At 76.8% G+C, this 22,463-nt stretch carries 19 protein-coding genes; 11 read left to right on the top strand and 8 right to left on the bottom strand.

Annotation, left to right across the window (positions count from 1 at the left end; all coding sequences use genetic code 11):
- Positions 1-19 precede the first annotated feature (19 nt).
- Entirely contained in the window at positions 20-2,029 is a 2,010-nt protein-coding gene (locus tag BLQ97_RS07575) for an HNH endonuclease signature motif containing protein (RefSeq protein ID WP_245691947.1), read from the bottom strand.
- A gap of 155 nt (positions 2,030-2,184) precedes the next feature.
- Positions 2,185-4,473 (bottom strand): ATP-binding protein, encoded by a 2,289-nt coding sequence (locus tag BLQ97_RS24180; RefSeq protein WP_091364834.1) that lies wholly within the window; start codon positions 4,471-4,473, stop codon positions 2,185-2,187.
- 103 nt (positions 4,474-4,576) lie between these two features.
- On the opposite strand from BLQ97_RS24180, the gene BLQ97_RS07565 reads away from it, so the two are divergent.
- From BLQ97_RS07565 to BLQ97_RS07540, 5 genes are all read left to right on the top strand, one after another.
- Complete coding sequence (locus BLQ97_RS07565; protein ID WP_091364831.1) at positions 4,577-4,918, top strand: hypothetical protein; 342 nt, start codon at positions 4,577-4,579, stop codon at positions 4,916-4,918.
- A gap of 91 nt (positions 4,919-5,009) precedes the next feature.
- A complete protein-coding gene (locus tag BLQ97_RS07560; protein WP_245691946.1) occupies positions 5,010-5,819 on the top strand; it encodes a CPBP family glutamic-type intramembrane protease in 810 nt (269 codons plus the stop codon).
- 100 nt (positions 5,820-5,919) lie between these two features.
- Positions 5,920-6,213 (top strand): hypothetical protein, encoded by a 294-nt coding sequence (locus BLQ97_RS07555; protein WP_091364826.1) that lies wholly within the window; start codon positions 5,920-5,922, stop codon positions 6,211-6,213.
- A 602-nt stretch (positions 6,214-6,815) separates the two neighbouring features.
- Positions 6,816-8,600 carry a DEAD/DEAH box helicase gene (locus BLQ97_RS07545; protein ID WP_091365753.1) on the top strand — a complete coding sequence of 595 codons (1,785 nt, stop codon included), beginning with the start codon at positions 6,816-6,818 and terminating at the stop codon, positions 8,598-8,600.
- A gap of 159 nt (positions 8,601-8,759) precedes the next feature.
- Positions 8,760-9,005, top strand: a complete 246-nt coding sequence (locus BLQ97_RS07540; RefSeq protein ID WP_139173512.1) for a DUF6458 family protein — start codon at positions 8,760-8,762, stop codon at positions 9,003-9,005.
- Between the two features lie 10 nt (positions 9,006-9,015).
- Here BLQ97_RS07540 and BLQ97_RS07535 read toward each other — a convergent pair whose 3' ends face one another.
- The 3 genes from BLQ97_RS07535 to BLQ97_RS07530 all read right to left on the bottom strand — a co-directional run bounded on the left by BLQ97_RS07535 (position 9,016) and on the right by BLQ97_RS07530 (position 13,544).
- Entirely contained in the window at positions 9,016-11,946 is a 2,931-nt protein-coding gene (locus tag BLQ97_RS07535; RefSeq protein ID WP_091365752.1) for an ATP-binding protein, read from the bottom strand.
- Between the two features lie 44 nt (positions 11,947-11,990).
- The gene (locus BLQ97_RS24175; RefSeq protein WP_281181382.1) at positions 11,991-12,119 is read right to left on the bottom strand and encodes a hypothetical protein; all 129 of its coding nucleotides are present in this window, start codon (positions 12,117-12,119) and stop codon (positions 11,991-11,993) included.
- Positions 12,120-12,248: 129 nt separating this feature from the next.
- Positions 12,249-13,544, bottom strand: a complete 1,296-nt coding sequence (locus tag BLQ97_RS07530) for an MFS transporter (protein WP_091364819.1) — start codon at positions 13,542-13,544, stop codon at positions 12,249-12,251.
- 92 nt (positions 13,545-13,636) lie between these two features.
- Here BLQ97_RS07530 and BLQ97_RS07525 point away from each other — a divergent pair, with 92 nt between their 5' ends.
- The 3 genes from BLQ97_RS07525 (at position 13,637) to BLQ97_RS07515 (ending at position 17,145) form a co-directional block, all read left to right on the top strand.
- Positions 13,637-15,025 carry a glucose-6-phosphate dehydrogenase gene (locus tag BLQ97_RS07525; protein ID WP_245691945.1) on the top strand — a complete coding sequence of 463 codons (1,389 nt, stop codon included), beginning with the start codon at positions 13,637-13,639 and terminating at the stop codon, positions 15,023-15,025.
- 201 nt (positions 15,026-15,226) lie between these two features.
- Positions 15,227-16,498, top strand: a complete 1,272-nt coding sequence (locus BLQ97_RS07520) for an ArgE/DapE family deacylase (RefSeq protein ID WP_091364817.1) — start codon at positions 15,227-15,229, stop codon at positions 16,496-16,498.
- Positions 16,495-17,145: an HD domain-containing protein gene (locus tag BLQ97_RS07515; protein ID WP_091364815.1), complete on the top strand. Its 651-nt coding sequence runs from the start codon at positions 16,495-16,497 to the stop codon at positions 17,143-17,145. The genes BLQ97_RS07520 and BLQ97_RS07515 overlap by 4 nt, the downstream gene beginning before the upstream one ends.
- Here BLQ97_RS07515 and BLQ97_RS07510 read toward each other — a convergent pair.
- The gene (locus BLQ97_RS07510) at positions 17,075-17,362 is read right to left on the bottom strand and encodes a DUF4031 domain-containing protein (protein WP_091364814.1); all 288 of its coding nucleotides are present in this window, start codon (positions 17,360-17,362) and stop codon (positions 17,075-17,077) included. The genes BLQ97_RS07515 and BLQ97_RS07510 overlap by 71 nt on opposite strands.
- 37 nt (positions 17,363-17,399) lie before the next feature.
- On the opposite strand from BLQ97_RS07510, the gene BLQ97_RS07505 reads away from it, so the two are divergent.
- Positions 17,400-18,401 carry a Gfo/Idh/MocA family protein gene (locus BLQ97_RS07505; protein ID WP_091364812.1) on the top strand — a complete coding sequence of 334 codons (1,002 nt, stop codon included), beginning with the start codon at positions 17,400-17,402 and terminating at the stop codon, positions 18,399-18,401.
- 38 nt (positions 18,402-18,439) lie between these two features.
- The gene (locus BLQ97_RS07500) at positions 18,440-19,198 is read left to right on the top strand and encodes a hypothetical protein (protein ID WP_091364810.1); all 759 of its coding nucleotides are present in this window, start codon (positions 18,440-18,442) and stop codon (positions 19,196-19,198) included.
- Positions 19,199-19,200: 2 nt separating this feature from the next.
- Here BLQ97_RS07500 and BLQ97_RS07495 read toward each other — a convergent pair whose 3' ends face one another.
- Positions 19,201-19,986 (bottom strand): DUF72 domain-containing protein, encoded by a 786-nt coding sequence (locus BLQ97_RS07495; RefSeq protein ID WP_091364809.1) that lies wholly within the window; start codon positions 19,984-19,986, stop codon positions 19,201-19,203.
- 24 nt (positions 19,987-20,010) lie between these two features.
- On the opposite strand from BLQ97_RS07495, the gene BLQ97_RS07490 reads away from it, so the two are divergent.
- Positions 20,011-20,424, top strand: coding sequence for a VOC family protein (locus BLQ97_RS07490; protein WP_091364807.1), 414 nt, complete (start codon positions 20,011-20,013; stop codon positions 20,422-20,424).
- A 234-nt stretch (positions 20,425-20,658) separates the two neighbouring features.
- Here the strand turns inward: BLQ97_RS07490 and groL are convergent, their stop codons facing one another.
- Entirely contained in the window at positions 20,659-22,287 is a 1,629-nt protein-coding gene (groL, locus tag BLQ97_RS07485) for a chaperonin GroEL (protein ID WP_091364805.1), read from the bottom strand.
- Positions 22,288-22,463: the final 176 nt, after the last annotated feature.

Here is a 22,463-nt window from a genome sequence, read left to right as displayed (position 1 = left end):
TGGTCCGGCGCCCGCCCGCTCAGTAGGGCGGGGGTGTGGTGGTGGCGGTGAGCCCGGTGGGTGTGGTGACGGTGAGGGTGCCGTCGGGTGCGAGGTCGTGGTGCCAGCCGGGGGCCTGGTGCTTGCCGCGGTGGTGGCGGGTGCAGAAGCCGGCCAGGTTGGCCGCCGAGGTCTCGCCGTCCGGCCAGGGGCGGGTGTGGTCGAGTTCGCCGCCGGGGGGGACGCGGTGGCGGCAGCCGGGGAAGCGGCAGCGGCGGTCGCGGGCGCGCACGTACCGGTCCAGGGCGGCGGCGGGCCGGTAGCCGTCGGTGGCCGGCGGGCGGTGCAGGCCGGTGCCGGCGCGGTCGGCGCGGCGCAGTGCGGGCAGGTCGGTGAGGGCGAGCAGGGCGCCGGTGAGGGCGTCGGTGAGCGCGAGGCGGGGCCGGTCGGCCAGTCCGCCACCGGCGGTGCGCTGCAGCAGCGCGGCGAGGGCGTCGCGGTGCTCGTCGGTGGCGGCGTGCAGCGCGGTGAGCGCGTCGCGGGCGACCCCGGCCCGTCCGGCGGGGCCGTGCGCCCGGGTGGTCTCGTCGGTGGTGTCGGCGTGGTCGGCGGTGGCGACCAGGCGGCGGGCGTGCCCGATCGCCTGCTGGGCGGCCAGCAGTGCGGCGGAGGCGTCATCGACGGCGCGGTCGGCGCGCGCCCACCATCCCTCGCCGGGATCGGAGGGCGGCGCCGCCGAGGGCGGTGCGTCTAGATCGGGTGCCGGCCCCTCCCCGAGGTCCTCACCGGACTTCGGTGGAGGGCCGTGTTCGGTGAGCCAGCGCAGGAGTTCCTCGCCGGGCACCGGATCGGGGCCGGGCTCGTGCTCGCCGGTCAGCACCCGCCGCTCGCACTCGGCCCACCAGCGCTCCAGCTCCTGCTGCTCGCGGGCCTGCCAGCCCAGCTGCGCGGCGAGGTGAGCGGTCGCCCCGCGGTCGACGCGCCCGCCGGTGTGCGGCTCGGTCTCGGCGTCGGTCTCGGCGTCGGTCTCGGTGTCGGTGTGGCGGTCGGTGTCGGGCTCACTGTGGAGGTCAGTGCCGGTGGCGTCCGGCGCCGCGGCGCCCGCATCCGGTTCGGCGACGGCGACCGGTATCCCGGCGAGGGCGGCCAGCAGAGCGCGCACCACCTCGGCCGGCACGACCTGCCCGTCGATCTCGCAGGCGGCGTCCCCGCCGAGCAGCGCCCCGACCGGCGCGACCACGGTCAGCGTCACCTGCACCGGCGCCCGACCGCTCTCCCCGGGGCGCAGCACCAGGTCCAGCAGGCAGTCGGCCATCCGCTGCCCCCGGCTCCGGCCATCGGCAGGATCGGTGGGCAGCGCGTCGGCGTAGGCGCCGAGTGCCGCGAGCAGGGCGCGGGCCTCCGGCGTGCTCAGCAGCGCGGTCACCACGCTCATCCCCGCCACCCGATCGGGGCGCACCTCGATCCCGCGCCGGCGCACCGCCCGGACCAGGCGGTCGGCCGCGGCCCGGGCGTCGCGGGCCAGCACCAGCCGGCGCGCCTTGGCGCCCAGCTGAGCCGGGGTGCTCACCGCCCGCCCCGCCACCCACGCCAGCAGCTCGCCCTCCAGTGCGGCGCGCAGCGCGTCGTCGGCGACCGGGGCGAGGTGCTCCAGCAGCGGCCACAGGTGCCCCGGGTGCAGCACCCCGGCCTCCAGCGCGGCCAGCACCGCCGGCAGCCGGTGCACCAGCGTCAGCGAGCGTTCCAGCAGCGCCTCGGCGGCCGGCTCGGACAGCGCCAGCGCCACCGCCAACTCCTGCGCCGCCCACTCGCTCACCGGCCGCAGCACCCCGGCCCGCCCGGCCCACCGCTCGGCCGCCATCGCCCCCGGCGCGCCCGGCGGCCGGTCGGCCGACGCCGGCCGAGACGCGGCGAACTCCGCCACCGCCCGGGCACGCAGCGCGGTCTGGCGGGCGATCTCCCGGTCGGCGGCCTGCACCGCACCCAGAGCACCGGACGACAGGCCGACCGGTGGCGCCGAGGGCACCGGAGCGGTCAACACGTCGTCCACGTGTTCGATCATACGTTCGAGACGATCACTGCACAAGTCGCTGAGCAGGGGGTTCGTCGAAGCAAAGCTCAACGTGGACGGCGTCATGGCGACGGCACGACGGCACGACGGCACGACGGCACGACGGCACACGGTCGGGGCCGCCGTACGGCTGGTCAGTGCCCGGCTGAACCCCGGGCAGCCGTCCACGCGGCGATCTCCGCCCGCGAGTGGAACCCGAGGCGCGCCAGGATCTGCTCGACGTGCGACTCGGCGGTGCGCGGCGAGATCACCAGGTGCGAGGCGATCTCCCGGTCGGTCATCCCCTGCGCCACCAGCGCGGCCACCTCCCGCTGCCGGGGGGTGAGCGGGTCGGCCTCGGTGCGCGGCGGGGGCACCGGCGCGCGGTCGCCGAGGGCCAGCGCGACCGCCGCCGCCCGCGACAGGTCCGCCCCCTCGCCGTGCAGGGCCGCCCACCGCCGCTCCCCCAGCGCGCGCCGGGCCGCCCGGGCGCACTCCTCCCGCCGCCCACCCAGGGGCGCGGGCAGGGCCGCCGGGATCGAGCGCCAGACCCCGTCCGCGGCACCGGCCAGCCGCGCCACTCTCTCCCAGTCCTGCTCGGCGGCGGCCACCCACGCCAGCGCCTCGACGCACAGTGCCGTCCCGCTGCGGTCGTCGACGTCCCGCATGAGCTGCAGCGCGGCGTGCTCCAGTCCCGCCGCCTCGTGCGGCGTGCCGGCCGCCAGCCGCACGAGACCGAGCCCCCACAGCGCGTGCGAGCGCGTCCACGGGTCGGCGCCCAGTGCGAGGGCGCGCTCGAACGCCTCGGCGGCCGCGGACAGGTCCCCCGCCAGCAACGCCGTCACCCCGACGTCGGCCCGGCAGAAGGCCTCGTGGCGGGGGTCGGCCGTCCCCAGGACCGCAGCCGCCTCGCGCAGGAGCCGGTCGGCGGCCCCCAGGTCACCGCGGAAGAGCGCCGCCTGCCCGAGGAACTGGGTGGCCAGCGCCGGGACCCGCGCCGGCCCGGTGACCGCGCCCAGCTCCCGCGCCTGCTCGAGCAGCGGGACGGCGGCGTCGGGGTCCGTGGCCGTGAGCTCCACGTAACCCGCCGCCAGCAGGCCACGCGCCCGGACGGCCGTCGGCCGCGGGCAGGCGGCGAGCAGCGCGGCCAGGTGCCGGCGCCCCTCCCCCAGGTGACCCCGGGCCGCCCAGTAGAGCCACAGGTCGGCCGCGAGGGCGAGGCCGACCTCCTCCTCGCCGGGGGCGCCGAGCGCCCCCTGCAGTGCCTCGCCCACCTCCGCGTGGACGGCGTCGACGGCGTCGAGCGCGGCGACCTGGGCCGGTCCCGCGAGCTCCGCGGCGGCCGCGGAGACGACGCCGGCGCACCAGTCGCGGTGCCGCCGCCGCACGGCGGCCTCCTCCCCGGACGCCGCGAGCAGCTCCCGGCCGTAGGCCCGCACCGTCTCCAGCATCCGGAACCGCCGCCCGCCCCCGGCGCGGCTGCCCACCAGCAGCGAGGCCTCGGCGAGGCGGTCGAGCGCGGCGAGCACCGCGGACGCGGGGAGCGCCTCGTCGGCGCACACCACCTCCGCGGCGGCCAGGTCGAACCCGGCGGCGAAGACCGACGCCCGCCGCCAGAGGACCCGCTCGGCCGGCGCGAGCAGGTCGGCGCTCCACTGCACGGTCGCCCGCAGCGTGCGGTGCCGCTCGGCGGCCGCCGTCCCGGACCGGGCGAGCAGCGCGAAGCGGTCGTCGAGACGGGCGGCCAGCTCGGCGGGGCTCAGCGTGCGCAGCCGCACGGCGGCGAGCTCGACGGCCAGCGGCAGCCCGTCCAGCCGCCGGCACACGTCGGCGAGCACCTGCGCGTCGCTCGGGGTCAGCGCCAGCCCGGGCACCGCCGCCGTCGCCCGCTGCACGAGCAGGTGCACCGCGTCGTCCGGGGTGGACGGGGCCCCGGGCGGCGGGACGGGCAGCGGCGGCACCGCCAGCAGCGCCTCGCCGTCGACGTCCAGCGGGACCCGGCTGGTGGCCAGCACGGACAGCCGCGGGCAGGCCGCCAGCAGCGTGTCGACGAGGACAGCCGTGGCGTCGCGCACCTGCTCGCAGTTGTCGACGACGAGCAGCACCTGCCGGTCCCCGACCACCTCGGCGACGCGGGCGGGCAGCCAGGAGGCCGACACGTCGCGCACGTCCAGCGCGGCGGCGACCCGCTCCACGACCGACGAGGGGTCCGACACCGGGGCGAGGTCGGCGAGCGCCACGCCGCCGGGGAAGGAGCGCCGCAGGTCCGCGGCGGCGCGGAGGGCCAGCCGGGTCTTGCCGACGCCGCCGGGCCCCACCAGCGTGCCCAGCCGGGCGGCGGACAGCAGCCGGCGGACCTCCGCCAGCTCGGCCCGGCGCCCGACGAAGGAGCTGCGCTCGGCCGGCAGCCGGAGGAGACCGTCCGGGGTGCCTGGCCTCGCCATGCCGCCCGACCGTAGCGACTCCGTACGGTCCCGGGCCGGGATCCGTACCTCCCTCCGGGGTCCTCCCGATGTGCCCGGCGAGCCCGCGGGACACGGTGGCCGGGTGGACGCAGGCCGCTCGCCGGAGCACCCGCCCCCCGCCCGGGAGCGGGGACTGTTCCTGGTGGAGCTCCGCGGCAGCTCACCCGACGGGCGGGACGAGGAGGGCATGTCCGCCGCCCTCCGCCTCGCCGTCCGCCGGCTGGCGGCCACCGGGACGCCGATCCGGTGGTGCGGCGGCTGGCACGTCCCGGCCGACCGGCGCTGCCTGTGCCTGGTCGAGGCCGCGGACGGCACGGCGGTGGTCCTGGCCCGCGACACCGCCGCCCTCGGGCTCGCCGGCGTCCACCCGGTCCGGCCGCTGCCGGACCGGACCCCACCCGCTCGCGACAGAGGCAGGTCCTGACATGTCCGCCATCGAGCACACCCCGGCTCCGCCTCCTCCCCGGACCGCGGCAGGCCCGCGGGGCCTGCGCGCCTGGGTCGGGCGCCACCCGGTGACCGCACTCCTCGCCGTCACCCTGCCGGTGGGCTGGGCACTGCTGGCGGTGCCGGCCCTGGCCTTCCACGGCATCGTCCCCGGCGGCCCGCTGCCCGACGAGCCCTTCGTCCTCGCACTGACCCTGCTGGTGATGCTGCCGACGGTGGTCGCGGTGACGTCCGTCGCCGACGGGCGGGCCGGGGTGCGCGCGCTGCTCGCCCGCGCGGTCCGGTGGCGCTTCGGCGTCGGCCAGTGGGTCGCGGTCCTGCTCGCCCTCCCCGTCACCACCCTCGCGGTCGGGGCGGCCCTCGGCCGGTCGGTCACGGCCGCGGAGCTGCCCTCTCTGCTGGGCGGCGCCCTCGTCGACCTGGTGATCGCGGTCGTCGTCATCAACCTGTGGGAGGAGACGGTGTGGGCGGGGTTCGTGCAGACCCGCCTCGAGCACCGGCACGGGCTGGTGGCCGCCGCAGTGCTCACCGCGGTCGCGTTCGCGGGCATCCACCTGCCGATGCTGCTCGCCACCGAGCTGACGGCGTCCGGGCTGCTCGGCGCGGTCGCCTACCTCTTCCTGGCCGCCGTGCTGGTCCGGCTGGTGGTGGGCCTGTTCCTGCGGCTGACGGCGGGGAGCGTGCTGGCCGTCGCGGTCCTGCACGCCACCTTCAACGCCAGCAGCGGCGAGGGTGACGTCGTCGACGAGCTGCTCTCCGGCGGGCAGCCCGTGCTCCCGGCGGTGGCGGCCGTCGCGCTGGTCGCCGCGGTGGCGGCGGTGCTCCTCGCCCGCCGTCGGGCGGCAGGCGGCCGGGCGGAGGCCCCCGCCCGGGGATGAGCCCGGAGGCCGGCGGGGCGCGCGCGGGACCGCGTGCGCGCCGTCGGCCCGACCGTCGCCGGGGCTGCCCCGAGGCCGCCGTCCGGCCTATCGTCGGCAGGTGGACTCGACCGAGTTGCAGGACCTCGTCCGGCGCCGGCTGTGGGAGCTCGGGCTGAGCGTGCACGAGGCCGCGCTGCGCGCCCGCGGGGCGGTCGCCCCGGAGGTCCTCGACCGGCTCACCCGCAGCCCCGGCCGGGCCTTCATCAGCCCGCGCCTGGCCTCGCACCTGGCCCGCGTGCTCGACGTCCCGGAGAACCGGGTCCGCCGGGCGGCGCGGCTGCCCGAGGTCCCCGACCTCCGCGAGGACGAGCCGACCGGCCCGCACCTGCGCCTGCTCAGGGGCGGGGGCTGACCGGCCGCAGGTCCAGCTGCAGGAGGACCTCGTCGCGGAGGTCGTCGTCGGCCAGCCGCAGCGCGCCGGGCTACCGGTGCCGCGGTGGGCCGGTGCGGTCTGCACCCGGGACAGCGAGGCCCAGTGCGCGGTCAGCGGAGCGGCGTTGCCGGTGAGCAGCAGCCAGCCGGCCAGCTCGCCGTCCACGGTGGCCGTCAGGAGCCGGCACAGCCGCGGGTCGAGCCGCAGCGTCGTCGCCGCGACCGCCGCTGCGACCTCGGCGGGGTCCACCGGCGGGAAGGGGAAGCCGACGGCGCCGCCGGCGTCGGACACCTCGCGCCAGCAGGCGGCCAGTGCCGCGGCCAGCGGGACGCCGACGTCGTCCGGCCGGGTGAGCCAGCGCAGCACCGCGCCCCCCGCCACGGGTCCAGTCTGCCCGGGGACGGGTGGGGTCCAGGAGGCGGGACGGACCGGTCCGGCCGCACTGTGAGGCGAGTCACGCTGTCCCCGTTTCCGCAGGTCAGCGCAGTGTAGGAGCTGCCGTATACGACGCCGTCCGCGAGGCGCGCGGGAGGTGGCCGGTCGGGCGTGTCCGGCCCGCGCCAGGCAGGATGGGCCGCGAGATGGCGAGTGCAGCACGGGCCGGGGCGGTCGCCCCGCAGACGACCAGCCGACCGCTCCGGGCGTGGCAGCAGGCCGCCCTCGAGCGCTACGAGGACGCGTCCCCGAAGGACTTCCTCGTCACCGCGACCCCGGGCGCGGGCAAGACGACCTTCGCCCTGACGCTGGCCGCGCGGCTGCTGCAGCGGCGCGAGGTGGCCCGCGTGGTCGTCGTCTGCCCCACCGACCACCTGCGGCTGCAGTGGGCCGACGCCGCCGACCGGGTGGGCATCGTGCTCGACCCCGGCCTGACCAACGCCGTCGGCCCGGTGCGCGCCGGCACCCAGGGCTACGTGACCACCTACGCGCAGGTGGCCGGCAAGCCGATGCTGCACGCCGCCCGCGCCACCGCCGTCAAGACGCTGGTGATCCTCGACGAGGTGCACCACGCCGGCGACGGCCTGTCGTGGGGCGAGGCCATCGAGGAGGCCTACGGCTTCGCCGCCCGCCGGCTGTGCCTGACCGGGACGCCGTTCCGGACCAAGCCCGACGAGCGGATCCCCTTCGTGCGCTACGAGGAGGACGGCTTCGAGGGCGACTCGTCCGAGGGCGCCGGGCTGGTCAGCCGCGCCGACTACACCTACGGCTACAAGGAGGCGCTGGCCGACAGCGTCGTCCGCCCCGTCGTCTTCGCCGCCTACACCGGCACCGCGCGCTGGCGGAACTCCGCCGGCGAGGTGGTCGCCGCGTCGCTGTCGGAGGCCGGCACCCGCTCGGTGGAGATGGCGGCCTGGCGCACCGCGCTGGACCCCAAGGGGCAGTGGGTGCCGCACGTCGTCGCCGCGATGGACGACCGGATCACCCACCTGCGCGAGCACGGCGGCATGCCCGACGCCGCCGGGCTGATCCTCGCCAGCGACCAGGACGACGCCCGCGCCTACGCCAAGATCGTCCGCCGGGTGACCGGCAAGGCGCCCGAGCTCATCCTGTCCGACGACCCCAAGGCGTCGAAGAAGATCGAGCGCTTCGCCACCGGGTCGGCGCGGATCGCCGTCTGCGTGCGGATGATCTCCGAGGGCGTCGACGTCCCGCGGGCCGCCGTGCTCGCCTGGATGACCTCCTACCGGACGCCGCTGTTCTTCGCCCAGGCCGTCGGCCGCGTCGTCCGCTCGCGGGCGTCGCACGAGACCGCCACCGTGTTCCTCCCCGCCGTGCGGCCGCTGCTCGGGCTGGCCGCGTCGATGGAGAAGGAGCGCAACCACGTCATGCCGCCGCCCAAGGCGGCCGACCCCGAGGCGCTCGACCTCGACCCGCTGCCGCCGAAGGAGCGCGAGCCGGTGGGCCTCAAGCAGTGGGAGGCGCTGGAGGCCGACGCCCGCTTCGCGCACGTGCTGCACGGCGGGACGGCGCACACCGGCTCCGACGGCGGCGTCGCCGTGGCGCCCGAGGACGAGGACTTCCTCGGCATCCCGGGCCTGCTGACCGCCGAGCAGACGGCGTCGTTGCTGGCCCGCCGCGACGACGAGCTGCGGCTGCGGATCGCCCAGCGGGTGCACGACGACGACACCGGCGAGCTGCCGGTCGTCGAGGACCACCCCGACGAGGACGACGCCGGCCGCTCCTGGCGCGACGCCGCCGAGCTGCGCCGGGAGGTCAACCGGCTGGTCGCCCGCGTCGCGGCGAAGACCTCGCGGCCGCACGGGGTGGTGCACACCGAGCTGCGCAAGTCGGTGCCCGGCCCGCCGTCGGCCTCGGCGTCGGTCGAGGTGCTGCGCGCCCGCCGGGAACGCCTCCGCACCATGCTCTGAGGACGGTGTGCACCTCCGCGGGAGTGCACAGGACACCCGTTCGGGTCATCTCCGGGCACCAGCCGGTTCGCCGCCCGGACGCAGGGGCACCCGGGCGCCGCGGCGAGCGGACCCCGGGACGGGCCCGGGAACGGTCCCGCCGCGAGGAGGGGAACCGGCATGCGTCTCGGAACCGCCATCGTGCTGCTCGCGCTGGGCGCCGTCCTGACCTTCGCCCTGAGCCTGGACGTCAGTGGCATCGACCTGCAGGTGGTCGGCTGGATCCTGATGGCCGCCGGCGCCCTGGGCATCGTGCTCGAGGTGGCCGTGTGGGGCCCGCGCCGCCGGGTCACCCGCACCGACGCCTACGACCCCCGCGTCCCGGGTGCGCCGGCTCGGCGGACGACCACCGACGAGACGTACTGACCCGCGACCCTCAGGAGGCGGGCAGGAGGCCGCGGGCGGCCGCGAGCGCGACGGCCTCGGTGCGGGAACCGGCGCCGAGCTTGGCCAGGATGTTGCTCACGTGCACGCTGGCGGTCTTCTCGCTGATGTAGAGCTCGCCGCCGATCTGCCGGTTGGTGCGGCCGCGGGCGAGCAGCGCGAGCACCTCGGCCTCGCGCGGCGTGAACACCGCCGCGGCGGGGGCCACCCGGCCGGCACCGGGCAGGTCCAGCCGCGCCCGCCGGGCCAGCGCGGTCACCGCGGCCAGCAGCGGCGCGGCCCCCAGCTCCCGGGCGGTCGCGGCGGCCGCGGCCAGCGGCTCCAGAGCGGCATCACGGTCACCGGCGGCCACCAGCGCCTCGGCCAGCCGCCACCGGCTGCGCGCCTGCTCGTAGACGTGCCCGTAGCCGAACGCCGCCACCGCCGCCGACCACAGCTCCGGTGCCGCCCGGCCGGCCAGCCGCGCGGCCTCCGCCTCCAGGCGCGCGACCCAGGCCGCCGCCTCGACGCCGTACTCCCCCGCCACGCGCTCGTGGTCGGCGACCGCCGCGCGCGCCAGCCGCACCAGCTCCTCCCCGCCGGCGACCCACCCGCGCTCGGCCGCCGCGTCGCCGGTCAGCCGCGCCGTCGCGGCGGCGTCGGCCACCGGCGCCAGCGCCGTCGCGGCCAGCCGGAGGACGACGATGCGCTCGGCACCCCACAGCTCCTCGAGCCGGGTGGCGGCGGCCCGGCCGGTGGCGAGCGCGGCCGCCGGGTCGGGCGCCCACCCGGCCAGCTCGAGCTCCGCCCCCGCCGTGGCCACCAGCAGCAGCGCGTGCGCGCCCAGCCGCCGCACCAGGCCGCGCGCCCAGGCGGCGCGGGCCGCCGCGGCCGGGTCGCCGCGACCGACCTGCACCAGCAGGCCGTCGGCCCGCACGTGCGCGGCCATCTCCGGCACCCGGGCCAGCTGGTCGGCCAGCGCGAGGCTGCCGTCCCAGTCGCCGAGCACGTACCGCGACAGGACGCCGAGGTGCCGCAGCTCCGCGGCGTAGAACGACCACTCGACGCCGAGCTCCCGCGCCCGCGCCAGCCCCGCGTCGCTCCAGCGCAGCGTCTCCTCCGACGCGCCGTCCTCGTGGGCGACGATCGCCAGGTTGAACAGCACCCGCATCTCCACGTCGGGGTCGCCCGACCGGCGGGCGCGGGCCAGCGCCTCCTCCAGCCGGGCGGTCAGCCCCGCGCCCCCGCGCGAGCGGGCCAGGGAGACGGCGACGTCGGCCCAGGCGCTGTCCAGGCCCAGCGCGTCGGCGGCGGCCAGCGCCTCCTCCGCGGCGGCCGCGGCCTCCTCCCGGCGGCCCACCTCGAAGCAGGCGCGCGCGTGCGTGGCCGCCGCCCAGGTGCGCACCGGCGACGGCGGCGCAGCCGGCACCAGGGCCATCGCCGCGGTGGTCTCCCGCAGCGCGGACTCCTGGTCCTCCACGCGGGCCAGCGCCTGGGCGAGCGTGTAGTGGACGCGGGCCCGCAGCTCCCGGTCGCCGTCGGGGCCGAGCACGTCTTGCGCGGCCCGCAGCAGCGCGACCGCGCGGTGCAGCTCGCCGCCGCGGCGGGCGGCGGCCGCGGTGTCGAGCAGCAGCACCGCCTGCGAGCGGCCGGCGCGCTCCGCGGCGTCGGGCACCGCCGGCCACAGCGCCAGCGCGCGCTCCAGGTGCTGCAGCTGCTCGGCGGGGGCACCCACCCGCCGCGCCTCGTCGGCCGCCTCCAGCGAGGCGGTCAGGGCGCCGGCGAGGTCGTTGCTCTCCTGCAGGTGGTGGGCCCGCTCGGCGGCGGTGCCGGCGCCCGGGACGGCGGCCAGGTGCGCGGCGACGGCGGCGTGCAGCCGCACCCGCTCACCGGGCAGCAGGTCGGCCAGCACGGCCTCCCGCAGCAGCGCGTGCCGGAACCGGTAGGCGCCGTCGGGCGAGACGACGAGCAGGTGGGAGTGCACCGCCTCGGCCAGCGCCCGCTCCAGCTCGGCCGGGGCCGGCCCGCCGACGGCGGCCACCAGCTCGTGGCGCACCCGCCGCCCGGCCACCGCCGCCACCCGCAGCACCTGCTGGGCGGCCGGGCCGAGCTGCTCCACCCGGGCCAGCAGCACGTCGGTGAGGGCGAGCGGCAGCGTCTCGCCGGCCAGCCCCGCGGCGAGCAGCTCCTCGGCGTAGAAGGCGTTGCCCTCGGCGCGGGCCACGACGTCCTCCACCGTCCGGTCGGGCACCCCGCCGGCCAGGCCGCGGACGAGCTCCTCCACGGCGGCGTCGGGCAGCGGGCCGAGGTCGAGCCGCTCGACGCCGGGCAGCCGCACCAGCTCGGCCAGCAGCGGGCGCAGCGGGTGCCGCCGGTGCAGGTCGTCGGAGCGGTAGGAGGCCACCACGGCGACCGGCTCGTCGGCCAGCCGGGCGAGCAGGTAGCGCAGCAGGTCGCGGCTGGACCGGTCGGCCCAGTGCAGGTCCTCCAGCACGACCAGCAGCGGCTGCTCGGCGGCCAGCCCGCTCAGGGCGGCGGCGGTGGCCTCGAACAGCTGCAGCCGGCCGTCGTCGACCGGTGGGCGCAGCGCCGGCGGACTGCCGAGGTCGGGGACGTCGGGTTCCCCCGCGGCCCGGGCGCGGGCGGCGAACAGACCGGCCGCGCCCTTGCCGAGGTCGGCGGCGACCGGCCGCAGCAGGTCGACGAAGGGCAGGTAGGGCAGGCCGACGTCCCCGAGGTCGACGCAGTGGCCGGTGAGCACCCGCAGGCCGCGGCCGGCGGCGCGGGCGGCGAGCTCGTCGAGCAGCCGGGACTTCCCGACGCCGGCGTCGCCGGCCACGAGCACCGCCGCACCCCGGCCGGCCGCGGCCCGGTCGACGGCGGCCACGAGGGTGGCGAGCTCCCCGTCCCGGCCCACCAGGGGCCGCTCGTCCCACCGCGGCACGCCGCCGATCGTGGCACGGGGCGCCGACGGGACCGTCGCCGCCGTCACGCCCGGTGCGACCGCCGCGACCGCCACGTGCGCCGGGTGCGGGTGCCGCGCCCGAGCTCCTGCAGCAGCTCGCGCCGGTAGGCCAGCTCCGCCTCGAGTCCGGGGTTGGGGTAGTACGTGGTCACGACCGTCTCCTCGCGTCGTCGTCCGGTGGTGGACGACGACCACGGTCGGCCTGAGGCCCCGGCCCGGGCATCGGGCGGCCGGGCGGTCCTGCCCGGCCGCCGCCGTCTGAGGTCCCCTCAGACGGCGCCTCAGCGCAGCTCGGTGCCCTTGGTCTCGCGGAGGGTGAGGATGGCGAGGAAGGCGACCACCGCGCCACCGGCGACGTACCAGAAGAAGACCATCGGCATGTCGCGGTTGGACAGCGCGGTGATGACCAGCGGCGCCGTGCCGCCGAAGGTCGCGACGGTGAGGTTGTACCAGGCGCCGATTCCGGTGGCCCGCAGCTCCGTCGGGAACAGCTCGCTCATGATCGCCGGTGCCAGCGAGGCCATCGCGGCGTAGAGGCCCAGGCCCACGCAGAACACGATGATCAGCGAGAACAGGTCGTCGCGGACCAGGAACGACAGCGGGACCACCAGCACCGCGGTCGCCGCCGCCCAGGCCAGCAGCACCGGTTTGCGGCCGACCCGGTCCGACAGCGCGCCGTAGGGGTAGCAGAGCGCGATGAACAGCGCGGTGCCGACCGACAGCGCGATGAAGACGTCGTTGCCGTCGGCGTCGCGGTAGTTGATCGCGAACGGCGTCAGGGCGCTGAAGAAGGTGTAGTACGACAGCGTGTTGAGCAGCGTGATCGCGCACAGCTGCAGCACCGACCTCGGGTGCTCCTTGATGGTGCGCAGCAGCGGGTGCGTGGTGGCCCGCGCCTTCTCGGCGTTCTCCTCGAAGCTCTCGCTCTCGGTCAGCGAGCGCCGCAGCCAGAGGCCGACGAGGCCGAGCAGGCCGCCGATGGCGAAGGCGATGCGCCAGCCGTAGGACTCCAGCTGCTGCTGGTCGAGCACGGCGGTGAGCAGCACACCCAGCAGCGAGGCCAGCAGCAGCGACGAGCCGGTGGAGATGTAGAAGAACGCCGAGTAGCGGCCGCGGCGTTCGGGCGGGGCGATCTCGGCCAGGTAGGCCGAGGCGCCGGACACCTCACCGCCGAGGCTGAGCCCCTGGGCGATGCGCGCGAGCAGCAGCAGGACCGGCGCGAACCAGCCGACCTGCTCGTAGGTGGGCAGGATCGCGATCACCAGCGAGCCGCCGGCCATCAGCAGGATGGTCAGCAGCATGCCGGCCTTGCGGCCGCGCAGGTCGGCGAAGCGGCCGATGACGATGCCGCCCAGCGGCCGGAAGAAGAACGCCAGCGCGTAGGTCGACGTCGTCCCGATCAGCGCGAGCGCCTCGTTGTCCGACGGGAAGAACTGCCCCGCGAAGTAGACGAGGAAGGTGGCGTACACCGTCCAGTCGAACCACTCGACGGCGTTGCCGATGCTCGCCGACACCAGGGTCCGCACCGGTAGCCGGTGCTGCCCGCCCGCCTGCTCCGTCGCCGCTGTGCGTGCCATGCCGCGACACGCTAGTGACCGCGGACACGTCCGGCGCGTCGAGCGGCGGATCGCCGGGGGGACCAGGCTGGGGACGACGAGAGGAGCCCACCGTGCCCGAGCTGCCCCCGACCGTGTTCGTCCTCTTCGGCGCCACCGGCGACCTGGCCGCCCGGATGGTGCTGCCGGCCTTCGACCAGCTCGACCGCCGCGGTCTGCTGCCCCGCGACTGGCGGCTGGTCGGCAGCGGCCGGGGCGAGCGCTCCGACGACGACTTCCGGCAGCTGGTCGGCGACGCGCTCGCCGAGCACGGCGACGGCGAGCCCTCGGCCGGGCTGCGGGAGCGGCTGCGCTTCGCCGGCGGCGGCCACACGCCCGAGGACCCCGGCCGGCTGGTCGACGTCGTCGCGCAGGCCCGGGAGGAGCTCGGGGAGGGCACCCAGCTCGTGCACTACCTCGCCGTCCCACCCGAGGCCTTCGAGGGCATCACCCGGGCGCTGCACACCCACGGCCTGACCGAGGGGGCGCGCGTGGTCTACGAGAAGCCCTACGGCACCTCCCCCGACGGGTTCCGCGAGCTCGACGAGCTGGTGCACTCGGTCCTGGACGAGGACCAGGTCTTCCGCATCGACCACTTCCTCGGCAAGGAGGGCACCCAGGACCTGCACGTGCTGCGCTTCGCCAACGGCCTGTTCTCCTCGATCTGGGACCGCGAGCACGTCGCGCAGGTGCAGGTCGACGTCCCGGAGACCCTCGACGTCGCCGACCGCGCGCAGTTCTACGACGCCACCGGCGCCGTCCTCGACATGCTGGTCACCCACCTGTTCCAGGTCGCCGCCGAGGTCGCCATGGAGCCACCCGTGTCGCTGCGCGCGGCCGACCTGCAGGAGGCGCGCGAGGCGGTCCTGGCCGCGTTCCGGCCGCTGGCCCGCGAGGACGTCGTCCTCGGCCAGTTCGAGGGCTACCGCGACCTCGACCACGTCGCCGACGACAGCAGCACCGACACCTTCGTCGCCGCGCGGCTGTGGGTCGACACCGACCGCTGGCACGGCGTGCCGTTCCTGCTGCGCACGGGCAAGCGGATGGCCGAGGGCCACCAGACGGTGACGCTGGTGCTGCGCCGCCCCGACGGGCCGGTCGGCGTCGTGCCCGGCGGCGGGAACACCGTCTCGCTGTCGCTGGCGGGTGCCGGCGCGCTCGACCTGGGACTGGTGGCCAAACGGCCCGGACCGGACCTGGAGCTGGCGGTGGCGCAGGCCGCGCTGGACCTCGCGTCGGTCCCCGGCGGGGAGCCGCTGCCGGCCTACGCCTCGCTGATCCACGACGTGCTGGTGGGCGACCGGTCGCTGTTCACCACCGGCGCGGGTCTGGCGCAGGCCTGGCGGGCCGTGCGGCCGGTGCTCGACGACCCGCCGGAGCTGCGCCCGTACGCGCCGGGATCGTGGGGTCCCGCCGAGGCGGCGGCGCTGGCCGACCCGTGCGGGTGGGCGCTGGGGAGCTGAGGTCCGGACCGGGCTCTGGTCGCCTCGCGGCGAGTTGCACAACACGGCTCCAGGCCCCCGGCCGAGGCCGGGGCGGTAGTCCGTGGAGGCGGTATCCAATTGGCACCCGGGGACACAGATCGCCCGGTCCGGACAGATCCGACGGTACCCCTCCCGCCCGCGCTGACACACGCCGGCGGGGAGGTGTCAGACTCGCCAGCCGTGGCCGCCCCGACCCCCGCCGAGGCCGCCGTCCTCGACGCCGTCGACGAGGCCGCGGCGGTCGACCTGCTCTGCCGGCTGGTGGCGGTGCCCTCGGTCGGCGGCACCGCGGCCGAGAGCGAGGTGCAGGCCCTGGTGGCCGGGGAGCTCGAGGTGCTCGGCTGCGACGTCGACCGGTGGGCGGTCGACCTCACCGCGGCCGCGACCGCCCCGGACGCGCCGGGCCAGGAGGTGGAGCGCGACGAGGCGTGGGGCGTCGTCGGCACGCTGCCCGGCGCGGAGGACGGCGACCCGGCGCTGGTGCTGTGCGGGCACTCCGACGTCGTCCCCACCGGGGACCGGGCGCGGTGGCCCGGCGACCCGTTCACCCCGCGGCTGGCCGGCGGGGCCGTGCACGGCCGCGGCGCCTGCGACATGAAGGGCGGCCTGGTCTCCGCCCTGGCCGCCCTCGCGGCGGTGCGCGCGGCGGGCGTGCGGCTGCGCCGGCCGGTGGCGCTGCACAGCGTCGTCGGCGAGGAGGACGGCGGCCTGGGCGCGTGGGCGACGCTGGCCCGGGGCCACCGCGGCGACGCGTGCGTCATCCCCGAGCCCACCGACGGCGCCGTCGTCACGGCCGCGGCCGGCGCGCTCACCTTCCGGCTGGAGGTGACCGGGCACGCCGCGCACGCCGCCATGCGCGACCGCGGCGTCAGCGCCGTGGAGCTGTTCGCCGAGGTGCACGCCGACCTGCGCGCCTTCGAGGCCGAGCGGCAGCGCGACGCCGACCCGCGCTTCGCCGGCGAGCGGTTCCCGTTCGGCCTGTCGATCGGCACCGTGCACGCCGGCGACTGGGCCTCCAGCGTGCCCGACCGGCTGGTGGCCGAGGGCCGCTACGGCGTGCGGCTGGGCGAGCCGGTCGAGGCCGCCCGCGCCGCGTTCGAGGCCCGGGTCGCCGCCCTCTGCGCCGGGCACCCGTGGCTGGCCGGGCACCCGGTGCGGGTGGCCTGGACCGGCGGCGCCTTCGCCAGCGACGAGCTGCCGCCCGGCCACGAGCTCCTCGGCCAGGTGCGGGGCGCCGTCGTCGACGCCGGCGGACCGCCGCCCCCCGAGCGCGCGGTGACGGCCGGCACCGACCTGCGGCTCTACGCCGCCGCCGGCGTCCCGGCCCTGCACCTGGGCCCCGGCGACCTGCACCTCGCGCACGGGCCGGCCGAGCGGGTGCCGGTCGCCGAGGTGACCGCGGTCGCCCGCGCGCTGGCGCTGCTCACCCTCCGCCGCTGCGGGGTCGCGTGATCGGCTACGAGGACTTCGCGGCGCTGACGCAGGACTCCCCCACCGCGCGCACCGAGTGGGCGGCGCTGGTCGCCGCCTGGAGTGAGCCGCACCGCCGCTACCACGACCTGCACCACCTGGCGGCCGTGCTCGGCCTGGTGGCCGAGCTGGGCGTCGACGCCGCCGACCCGGCCGCGGTCGCGCTGGCCGCCTGGTACCACGACGCCGTGTACGACCCGCGCCGCGGCGACAACGAGCAGGTCAGCGCCGAGCGGGCGCGTGCCGGGCTGCGCGGGCTGGTACCCGGCGACCGGCTCGACGAGGTGGCCCGGCTGGTGCTGCTCACCGCGGGCCACGACCCGGCCCCCGGCGACGCGAACGGCGCGGTGCTCTGCGACGCCGACCTGGCCGTGCTGGCCGGCCCGCCCGAGGCCTACGCCGCGTACGCGTCGGCGGTGCGCGAGGAGTACGGGCACCTCTCCGACGCGGAGTTCACCGCCGGGCGGATCGCCGTCCTGCAGTCGCTGCTGGCACTGCCGGCGCTCTACCGGCTGCCGGGCGTGGCCGCCGGCTGGGAACCGCGGGCGCGCGCCAACCTCAGCGCGGAGCTGGCCCTGCTGCGCTCGCGCGCTTCCGGACCCGCAACCCCGCCGCCAGCAGCCGGCTGAGCAGCTCGCGGGCGCCCACCGGCTGCGCCCCGGCGGCGACGGCGACGGGGTAGAGCTCCTCGGGGACGTCGTAGTGGTCGCCCTGGAAGGCCCGGCGCGGGATGCCGAGCTCGGCGGCGACGAAGGCGTGCAGCTCCTCGTAGGAGACGTCGCTGACCAGGTGCGACCACCGCCGTCCCCGCCAGGGCCACACCGGGGAGTCGATCAGGACGGTCACCGGGTCAGTCTGCCGCGCCCCGGCTAGCGTCGTCGGGGTGAGCAGGGAGATCCGCTGGGGCGTCGTCGGGCCGGGGCGCATCGCGCAGAACGTGGTGGGGGACTTCGCGCACGTCCCCGACGCCCGTCCGGTGGCGGTGGCCTCGCGGTCGGCCGAGCGCGCCGCGGCCTTCGCCGGGCAGCACGGGCTGGAGCGGTCCCACGGCTCCTACGCCGACATCCTCGCCGACCCCGACGTCGACGTGCTCTACCTCGCCACCCCGCACGCCCAGCACCACGCCGTCGCCCTCGCCGCGATCGAGGCCGGCAAGCCCCTGCTGGTGGAGAAGGCCTTCACCGCGACGACGCCCGGCGCCGAGGAGGTCGTGGCCGCCGCCCGCGACGCCGGCGTCTTCGTCATGGAGGCGATGTGGACCCGCTTCCAGCCGGCCGTGGTGGCGCTGCGGGAGCTGGTGGCCGACGGCGCGATCGGCGAGGTGCGGTCGGTGCAGGCCGACCTCGGCGTCGACCGGGTCTACGACCCCGCCGACCGGCTGTTCGCCCTCGAGCTCGGCGGCGGGGCGCTGCTCGACCTCGGCGTCTACGTGGTGTCCTTCGCGCAGATGCTGCTCGGGGCGCCCGACACGGTCACCGCCGCGGGCTCCACCTACCCCACCGGCGTGGACGCCGAGGCCGGCCTGCTGCTGGGCTGGGACGACGGCCGCTGCGCGACGCTGACCACCTCGCTGCGCTACCCGACGCCGGGCCAGGCGCGGGTGTTCGGCACGGAGGGGTGGATCGACGTCCTCCCCCGCTTCCACCACCCCGACACGATCGTGCTGCACCGCACCGGCGCGGAGCCCGAGACGATCACCCGGCCGGCGTCGGGGGTCGGCTACTCCCACGAGCTGGCCGAGGTCACCCGCTGCCTGCAGGAGGGGCGCACCGAGAGCGCGACGATGCCGCTGGCCGACACGCTCGCCGTCGAGCGGGTGCTCGGGCAGGCCGCCGAGCAGCTCGGCGTCGCCCATCGGGAGGATCCTGCCGCGCTGGCTGTTTGACGGTTCAAGTTCCCGGGTGAGGTGCCGATCACACCCGCATGCCGCTGCTGCCGGGACTGACCGCCGTCCTCGCCAAGATTACGTCCGCCTCCACCGTGGCCCAGGCCGCGGCGGGGGTGGGCATCGCCGTCGTCGGGGTCACCGGCGCGGGCGCCACCGGGGTGCTCCCGGGCCCGGTCCAGGACGGGGTCGCCGGCGTCCTGGAGACCGTGACGCCCTTCGACCTGCCCGACTCCGCCGACCGGGCCGACGTCGCGGGGCCCTCCGACGACACCCCCGGCGCCGACCCGACGGCGGTCCTCCCGACGCCGGCCGCGCCGACCTCCGACGCCGCAGACGACAGCGACGCGCCCGACTCGCCCGACTCCCCGGACGACTCGGACGACTCGGACGACTCCGACGACTCCGACGAGGACCGCGCCGAGGTGCCCGGCGGGCCGACCGCCGGCCCGACCGCGGTCCCGACGTCGGCGCGGCCGACGACCTCCGGCCCGCGCCCGATCTCGTCGAACTCCGGTCCCGGCTCGGCGAACTCCGGCCCGGGGTCGGCCGACTCGGGCTCCGGCTCGGGCAGCGGCTCGGGCTCGGGCAGCGGCCGGGACCACGCCGAGGACGACGCCACCCCGTCCGCCCCGGCCCCGGTCACGGGCTCCCACGACGCCGACGAGGCCGACGACTCCGGTGCCGACTCCGCCGGCGACCTCGACGACTCCGACGAGGACGACTCCGACGACGACTCCAGCGGCTCCGGGCACGGCGGGTCCGGCTCGTCGGGCCACGGCGGGGGAGACGACTGAGCTCAGGCCGCCGTCCAGGCCAGGCCGCTGGCCTGCTCGGAGGTGGGCACCCGGGTGGGCGAGCGGCCCGCGCGGTGCACGGCGCCGGCCAGCGCCACCGCGTCGACGACGGCGGCCCCGCCGGGGTCGTTGTTGAGGTAGACGAACACGTCCTCGCCGTCGGCCCAGGTGGCCGCCAGCCGCTGCGCCCACTCCTCCAGCACCGCCGGCGGGTACCCCCAGCCCTCGGCGCCGGTGTGCAGCCGCAGGTAACCCCAGCCGGTGGTGCGCCACAGCGGCGTCACCGGCCGCTCGGCGCGGTCGGCCCAGCACAGCGCAGCCCCGTAGCGCTCGAGCAGGGCGCGCACCTCGTCGGTCCACCACGTCTCGTGCCGCGGCTCCACGGCCACCCGGACGCCCGGCGGGAAGCAGGCCAGGCAGTCGCGCAGCAGCCCGGCGTCGGCCTTGAGCGTCGGAGGCAACTGCAGCAGGACGACGTCGAGGCGGTCCCCCAGCCCCTCGGCGTGCCGCAGCAGGCGGGCCACCGGCTCCTCGGGCTCGCGCAGCCGCTTGACATGGGTGAGGAAGCGGCTGGCCTTGACCGCCCAGCGGTAGTCGGGCGGGGTGCGCTCGCGCCAGGCGGCGAAGGTGTCGCGCTCGGGTAGCCGGTAGAAGGCGGCGTTGCTCTCCACGGTGGCGAAGTGCTGCGCGTGGTGCTCCAGCCACAGGCGCTGCGGCAGCCGCTGCGGGTAGAAGCGGCCGCGCCAGTCGCGGTACTGCCACCCCGACGTCCCGATCACCACGGCCACGCCGTCGGCCTACCCTGCGCCCCCATGGCTGACGCACCCGCCCGCTTCAAGGACCTCTGCATCGACGCCCGCGACCACCAGGCCCTGGCCGACTGGTGGTGCGCCGCCATGGGCTACGTCCGCCGGGACGAGGTGGCGCCACCCGAGCCGGGCTGGACGCGGCCACGGGAGTGGCCGGTGCCGATCGTCGACCCGTCCGGCGCCGGGCCGCTGATCTGGCTCAACCCGGTGCCCGAGGAGAAGGTGGTGAAGAACCGCGTGCACCTCGACGTCGTCGGCGACTCCGCGGCGCTGCAGGCCGCCGGGGCGGCGGCGGTGCGGGCGTCCGACGAGCGCCCGGGCCACGAGGCGGACGAGGACGCCGGCGAGATCGGCTGGGACGTGCTGGCCGATCCGGAGGGCAACGAGTTCTGCTGCTTCCCGCCTCCGCGGGACTGACGCGCTCGTCCCTCCGTCGAGATCGCGCGATCTCGACGCCTCCGGGCTCCGCTGACGCCGAGATCACGCGTTCTCGACACGGACACCGGCCGCGCAGACGCCGACAGGGGCGGCCCGCGAAAGCGGACCGCCCCTGCCGGGCAGTGCTGGTGGTGCAGGTGACGCGATGGAACGGCTACGTCGCCGGGACCCGCGGCGCGCGGAGCGCGTCGTGGGGAGCGACGTGGTCCTTCGTCAGAAGTCCATGCCGCCCATGCCGCCGTCGCCACCGGGCATGGCCGGGGCGGCCTTCTCCGGCTTGTCGGCGATGACGGCCTCGGTGGTGAGGAAGAGCGCCGCGATGGAAGCGGCGTTCTGCAGCGCCGAGCGGGTGACCTTGGCCGGGTCGATGATGCCGGCCGAGACCAGGTCCACGTACTCGCCGGTGGCGGCGTTGAGGCCGTGGCCCACCTCGGAGTTGCGCACCTTCTCCGCCACGACGCCGCCCTCGAGGCCGGCGTTGACGGCGATCTGCTTCAGCGGCGCCTCGAGCGCGACACGCACGATGTTGGCACCGGTGGCCTCGTCACCCTCGACGTCGAGCTTCTCGAACGCGACCGCGGTGGCCTGCGCCAGGGCGACGCCACCACCGGCGACGATGCCCTCCTCGACGGCGGCCTTGGCGTTGCGCACCGCGTCCTCGATGCGGTGCTTGCGCTCCTTGAGCTCGACCTCGGTCGCGGCACCGGCCTTGATGACGGCGACGCCACCGGCCAGCTTGGCCAGGCGCTCCTGCAGCTTCTCGCGGTCGTAGTCGGAGTCCGACTTCTCGATCTCGGCGCGGATCTGGTTGACCCGCCCGGCGATCTGGTCGCTGTCACCGGCGCCCTCGACGATCGTCGTCTCGTCCTTGGTGACGACGACCTTGCGGGCGCGGCCGAGCAGCTCGACGCCGGCGTTCTCCAGCTTGAGGCCGACCTCCTCGCTGATGACCTGGCCACCGGTGAGGATGGCGATGTCGGTCAGCATGGCCTTGCGGCGGTCGCCGAAGCCGGGGGCCTTGACGGCCAGCGACTTGAAGGTGCCGCGGATCTTGTTCACGACCAGGGTCGCGAGGGCCTCGCCCTCGACGTCCTCGGCGATGATGGCCAGCGGCTTGCCCGACTGCATGACCTTCTCCAGCAGCGGGAGCAGGTCCTTGACCGAGCTGATCTTCGAGTTGACGACGAGCACGTACGGGTCGTCGAGGACGGCCTCCATGCGCTCGGCGTCGGTGACGAAGTAGGGCGAGATGTAGCCCTTGTCGAAGCGCATGCCCTCGGTGAGCTCGAGCTCGAGGCCGAAGGTGTTGCTCTCCTCGACGGTGATGACGCCTTCCTTGCCGACCTTGTCCATCGCCTCGGCGATGAGCTCGCCGATGGCCGGGTCGGCGGCGGAGATCGACGCGGTGGCGGCGATCTGCTCCTTGGTCTCGACGTCCTTGGCGGTCGAGAGCAGGTACTCGGTGACCGAGGCGACGGCCTTCTCGATGCCCTTCTTCAGGGCCATCGGGTTGGCGCCGGCGGCGACGTTGCGCAGACCCTCGCGGACGAGCGCCTGGGCCAGCACGGTGGCGGTGGTGGTGCCGTCACCCGCGACGTCGTCGGTCTTCTTCGCGACCTCCTTGACCAGCTCCGCGCCGATCTTCTCCCAGGGGTCCTCGAGCTCGATCTCCTTGGCGATGCTCACACCGTCGTTGGTGATGGTGGGAGCGCCCCACTTCTTCTCGAGGACGACGTTGCGGCCCTTGGGGCCGAGCGTCACCTTGACGGCGTCGGCGAGGGTGTTCATGCCCCGCTCGAGACCGCGGCGCGCCTCTTCCTCGAAGGCGATCATCTTGGCCATGTGGTGATGTCCTCCATGCATGGATCGCTGCACGGCCGGGACCGGCGCCCGCGACGGACGACACCGGCGCGGCGGGCTCCCTTGTGGCCCGCGCTCCAGTGCCTCACCGTTCCGACCTGATTGGCACTCGGCACTGTCGAGTGCCAATCGGAAGTCTGGCACTCGCACCTGCCGAG

Origin of the sequence: Geodermatophilus telluris (assembly GCF_900102745.1) — a bacterium.
GTDB lineage: Bacteria > Actinomycetota > Actinomycetes > Mycobacteriales > Geodermatophilaceae > Geodermatophilus > Geodermatophilus telluris.
This window is presented reverse-complemented; position numbering and strand designations above follow the sequence as displayed.

What these genes read in the sequence shown, in the direction of transcription:
- BLQ97_RS07545 (WP_091365753.1), top strand. Translation starts at nt 6,816, where the DNA reads ATGGCGAGTGCAGCACGGGCCGGGGCGGTCGCCCCGCAGACGACCAGC.
- BLQ97_RS07490 (WP_091364807.1), top strand. Translation starts at nt 20,011, where the DNA reads ATGGCTGACGCACCCGCCCGCTTCAAGGACCTCTGCATCGACGCCCGC.
- BLQ97_RS24180 (WP_091364834.1), bottom strand. Translation starts at nt 4,473, where the DNA reads ATGGCGAGGCCAGGCACCCCGGACGGTCTCCTCCGGCTGCCGGCCGAG.
- BLQ97_RS07500 (WP_091364810.1), top strand. Translation starts at nt 18,440, where the DNA reads ATGCCGCTGCTGCCGGGACTGACCGCCGTCCTCGCCAAGATTACGTCC.
- groL (WP_091364805.1), bottom strand. Translation starts at nt 22,287, where the DNA reads ATGGCCAAGATGATCGCCTTCGAGGAAGAGGCGCGCCGCGGTCTCGAG.
- BLQ97_RS07540 (WP_139173512.1), top strand. Translation starts at nt 8,760, where the DNA reads ATGCGTCTCGGAACCGCCATCGTGCTGCTCGCGCTGGGCGCCGTCCTG.
- BLQ97_RS07530 (WP_091364819.1), bottom strand. Translation starts at nt 13,544, where the DNA reads ATGGCACGCACAGCGGCGACGGAGCAGGCGGGCGGGCAGCACCGGCTA.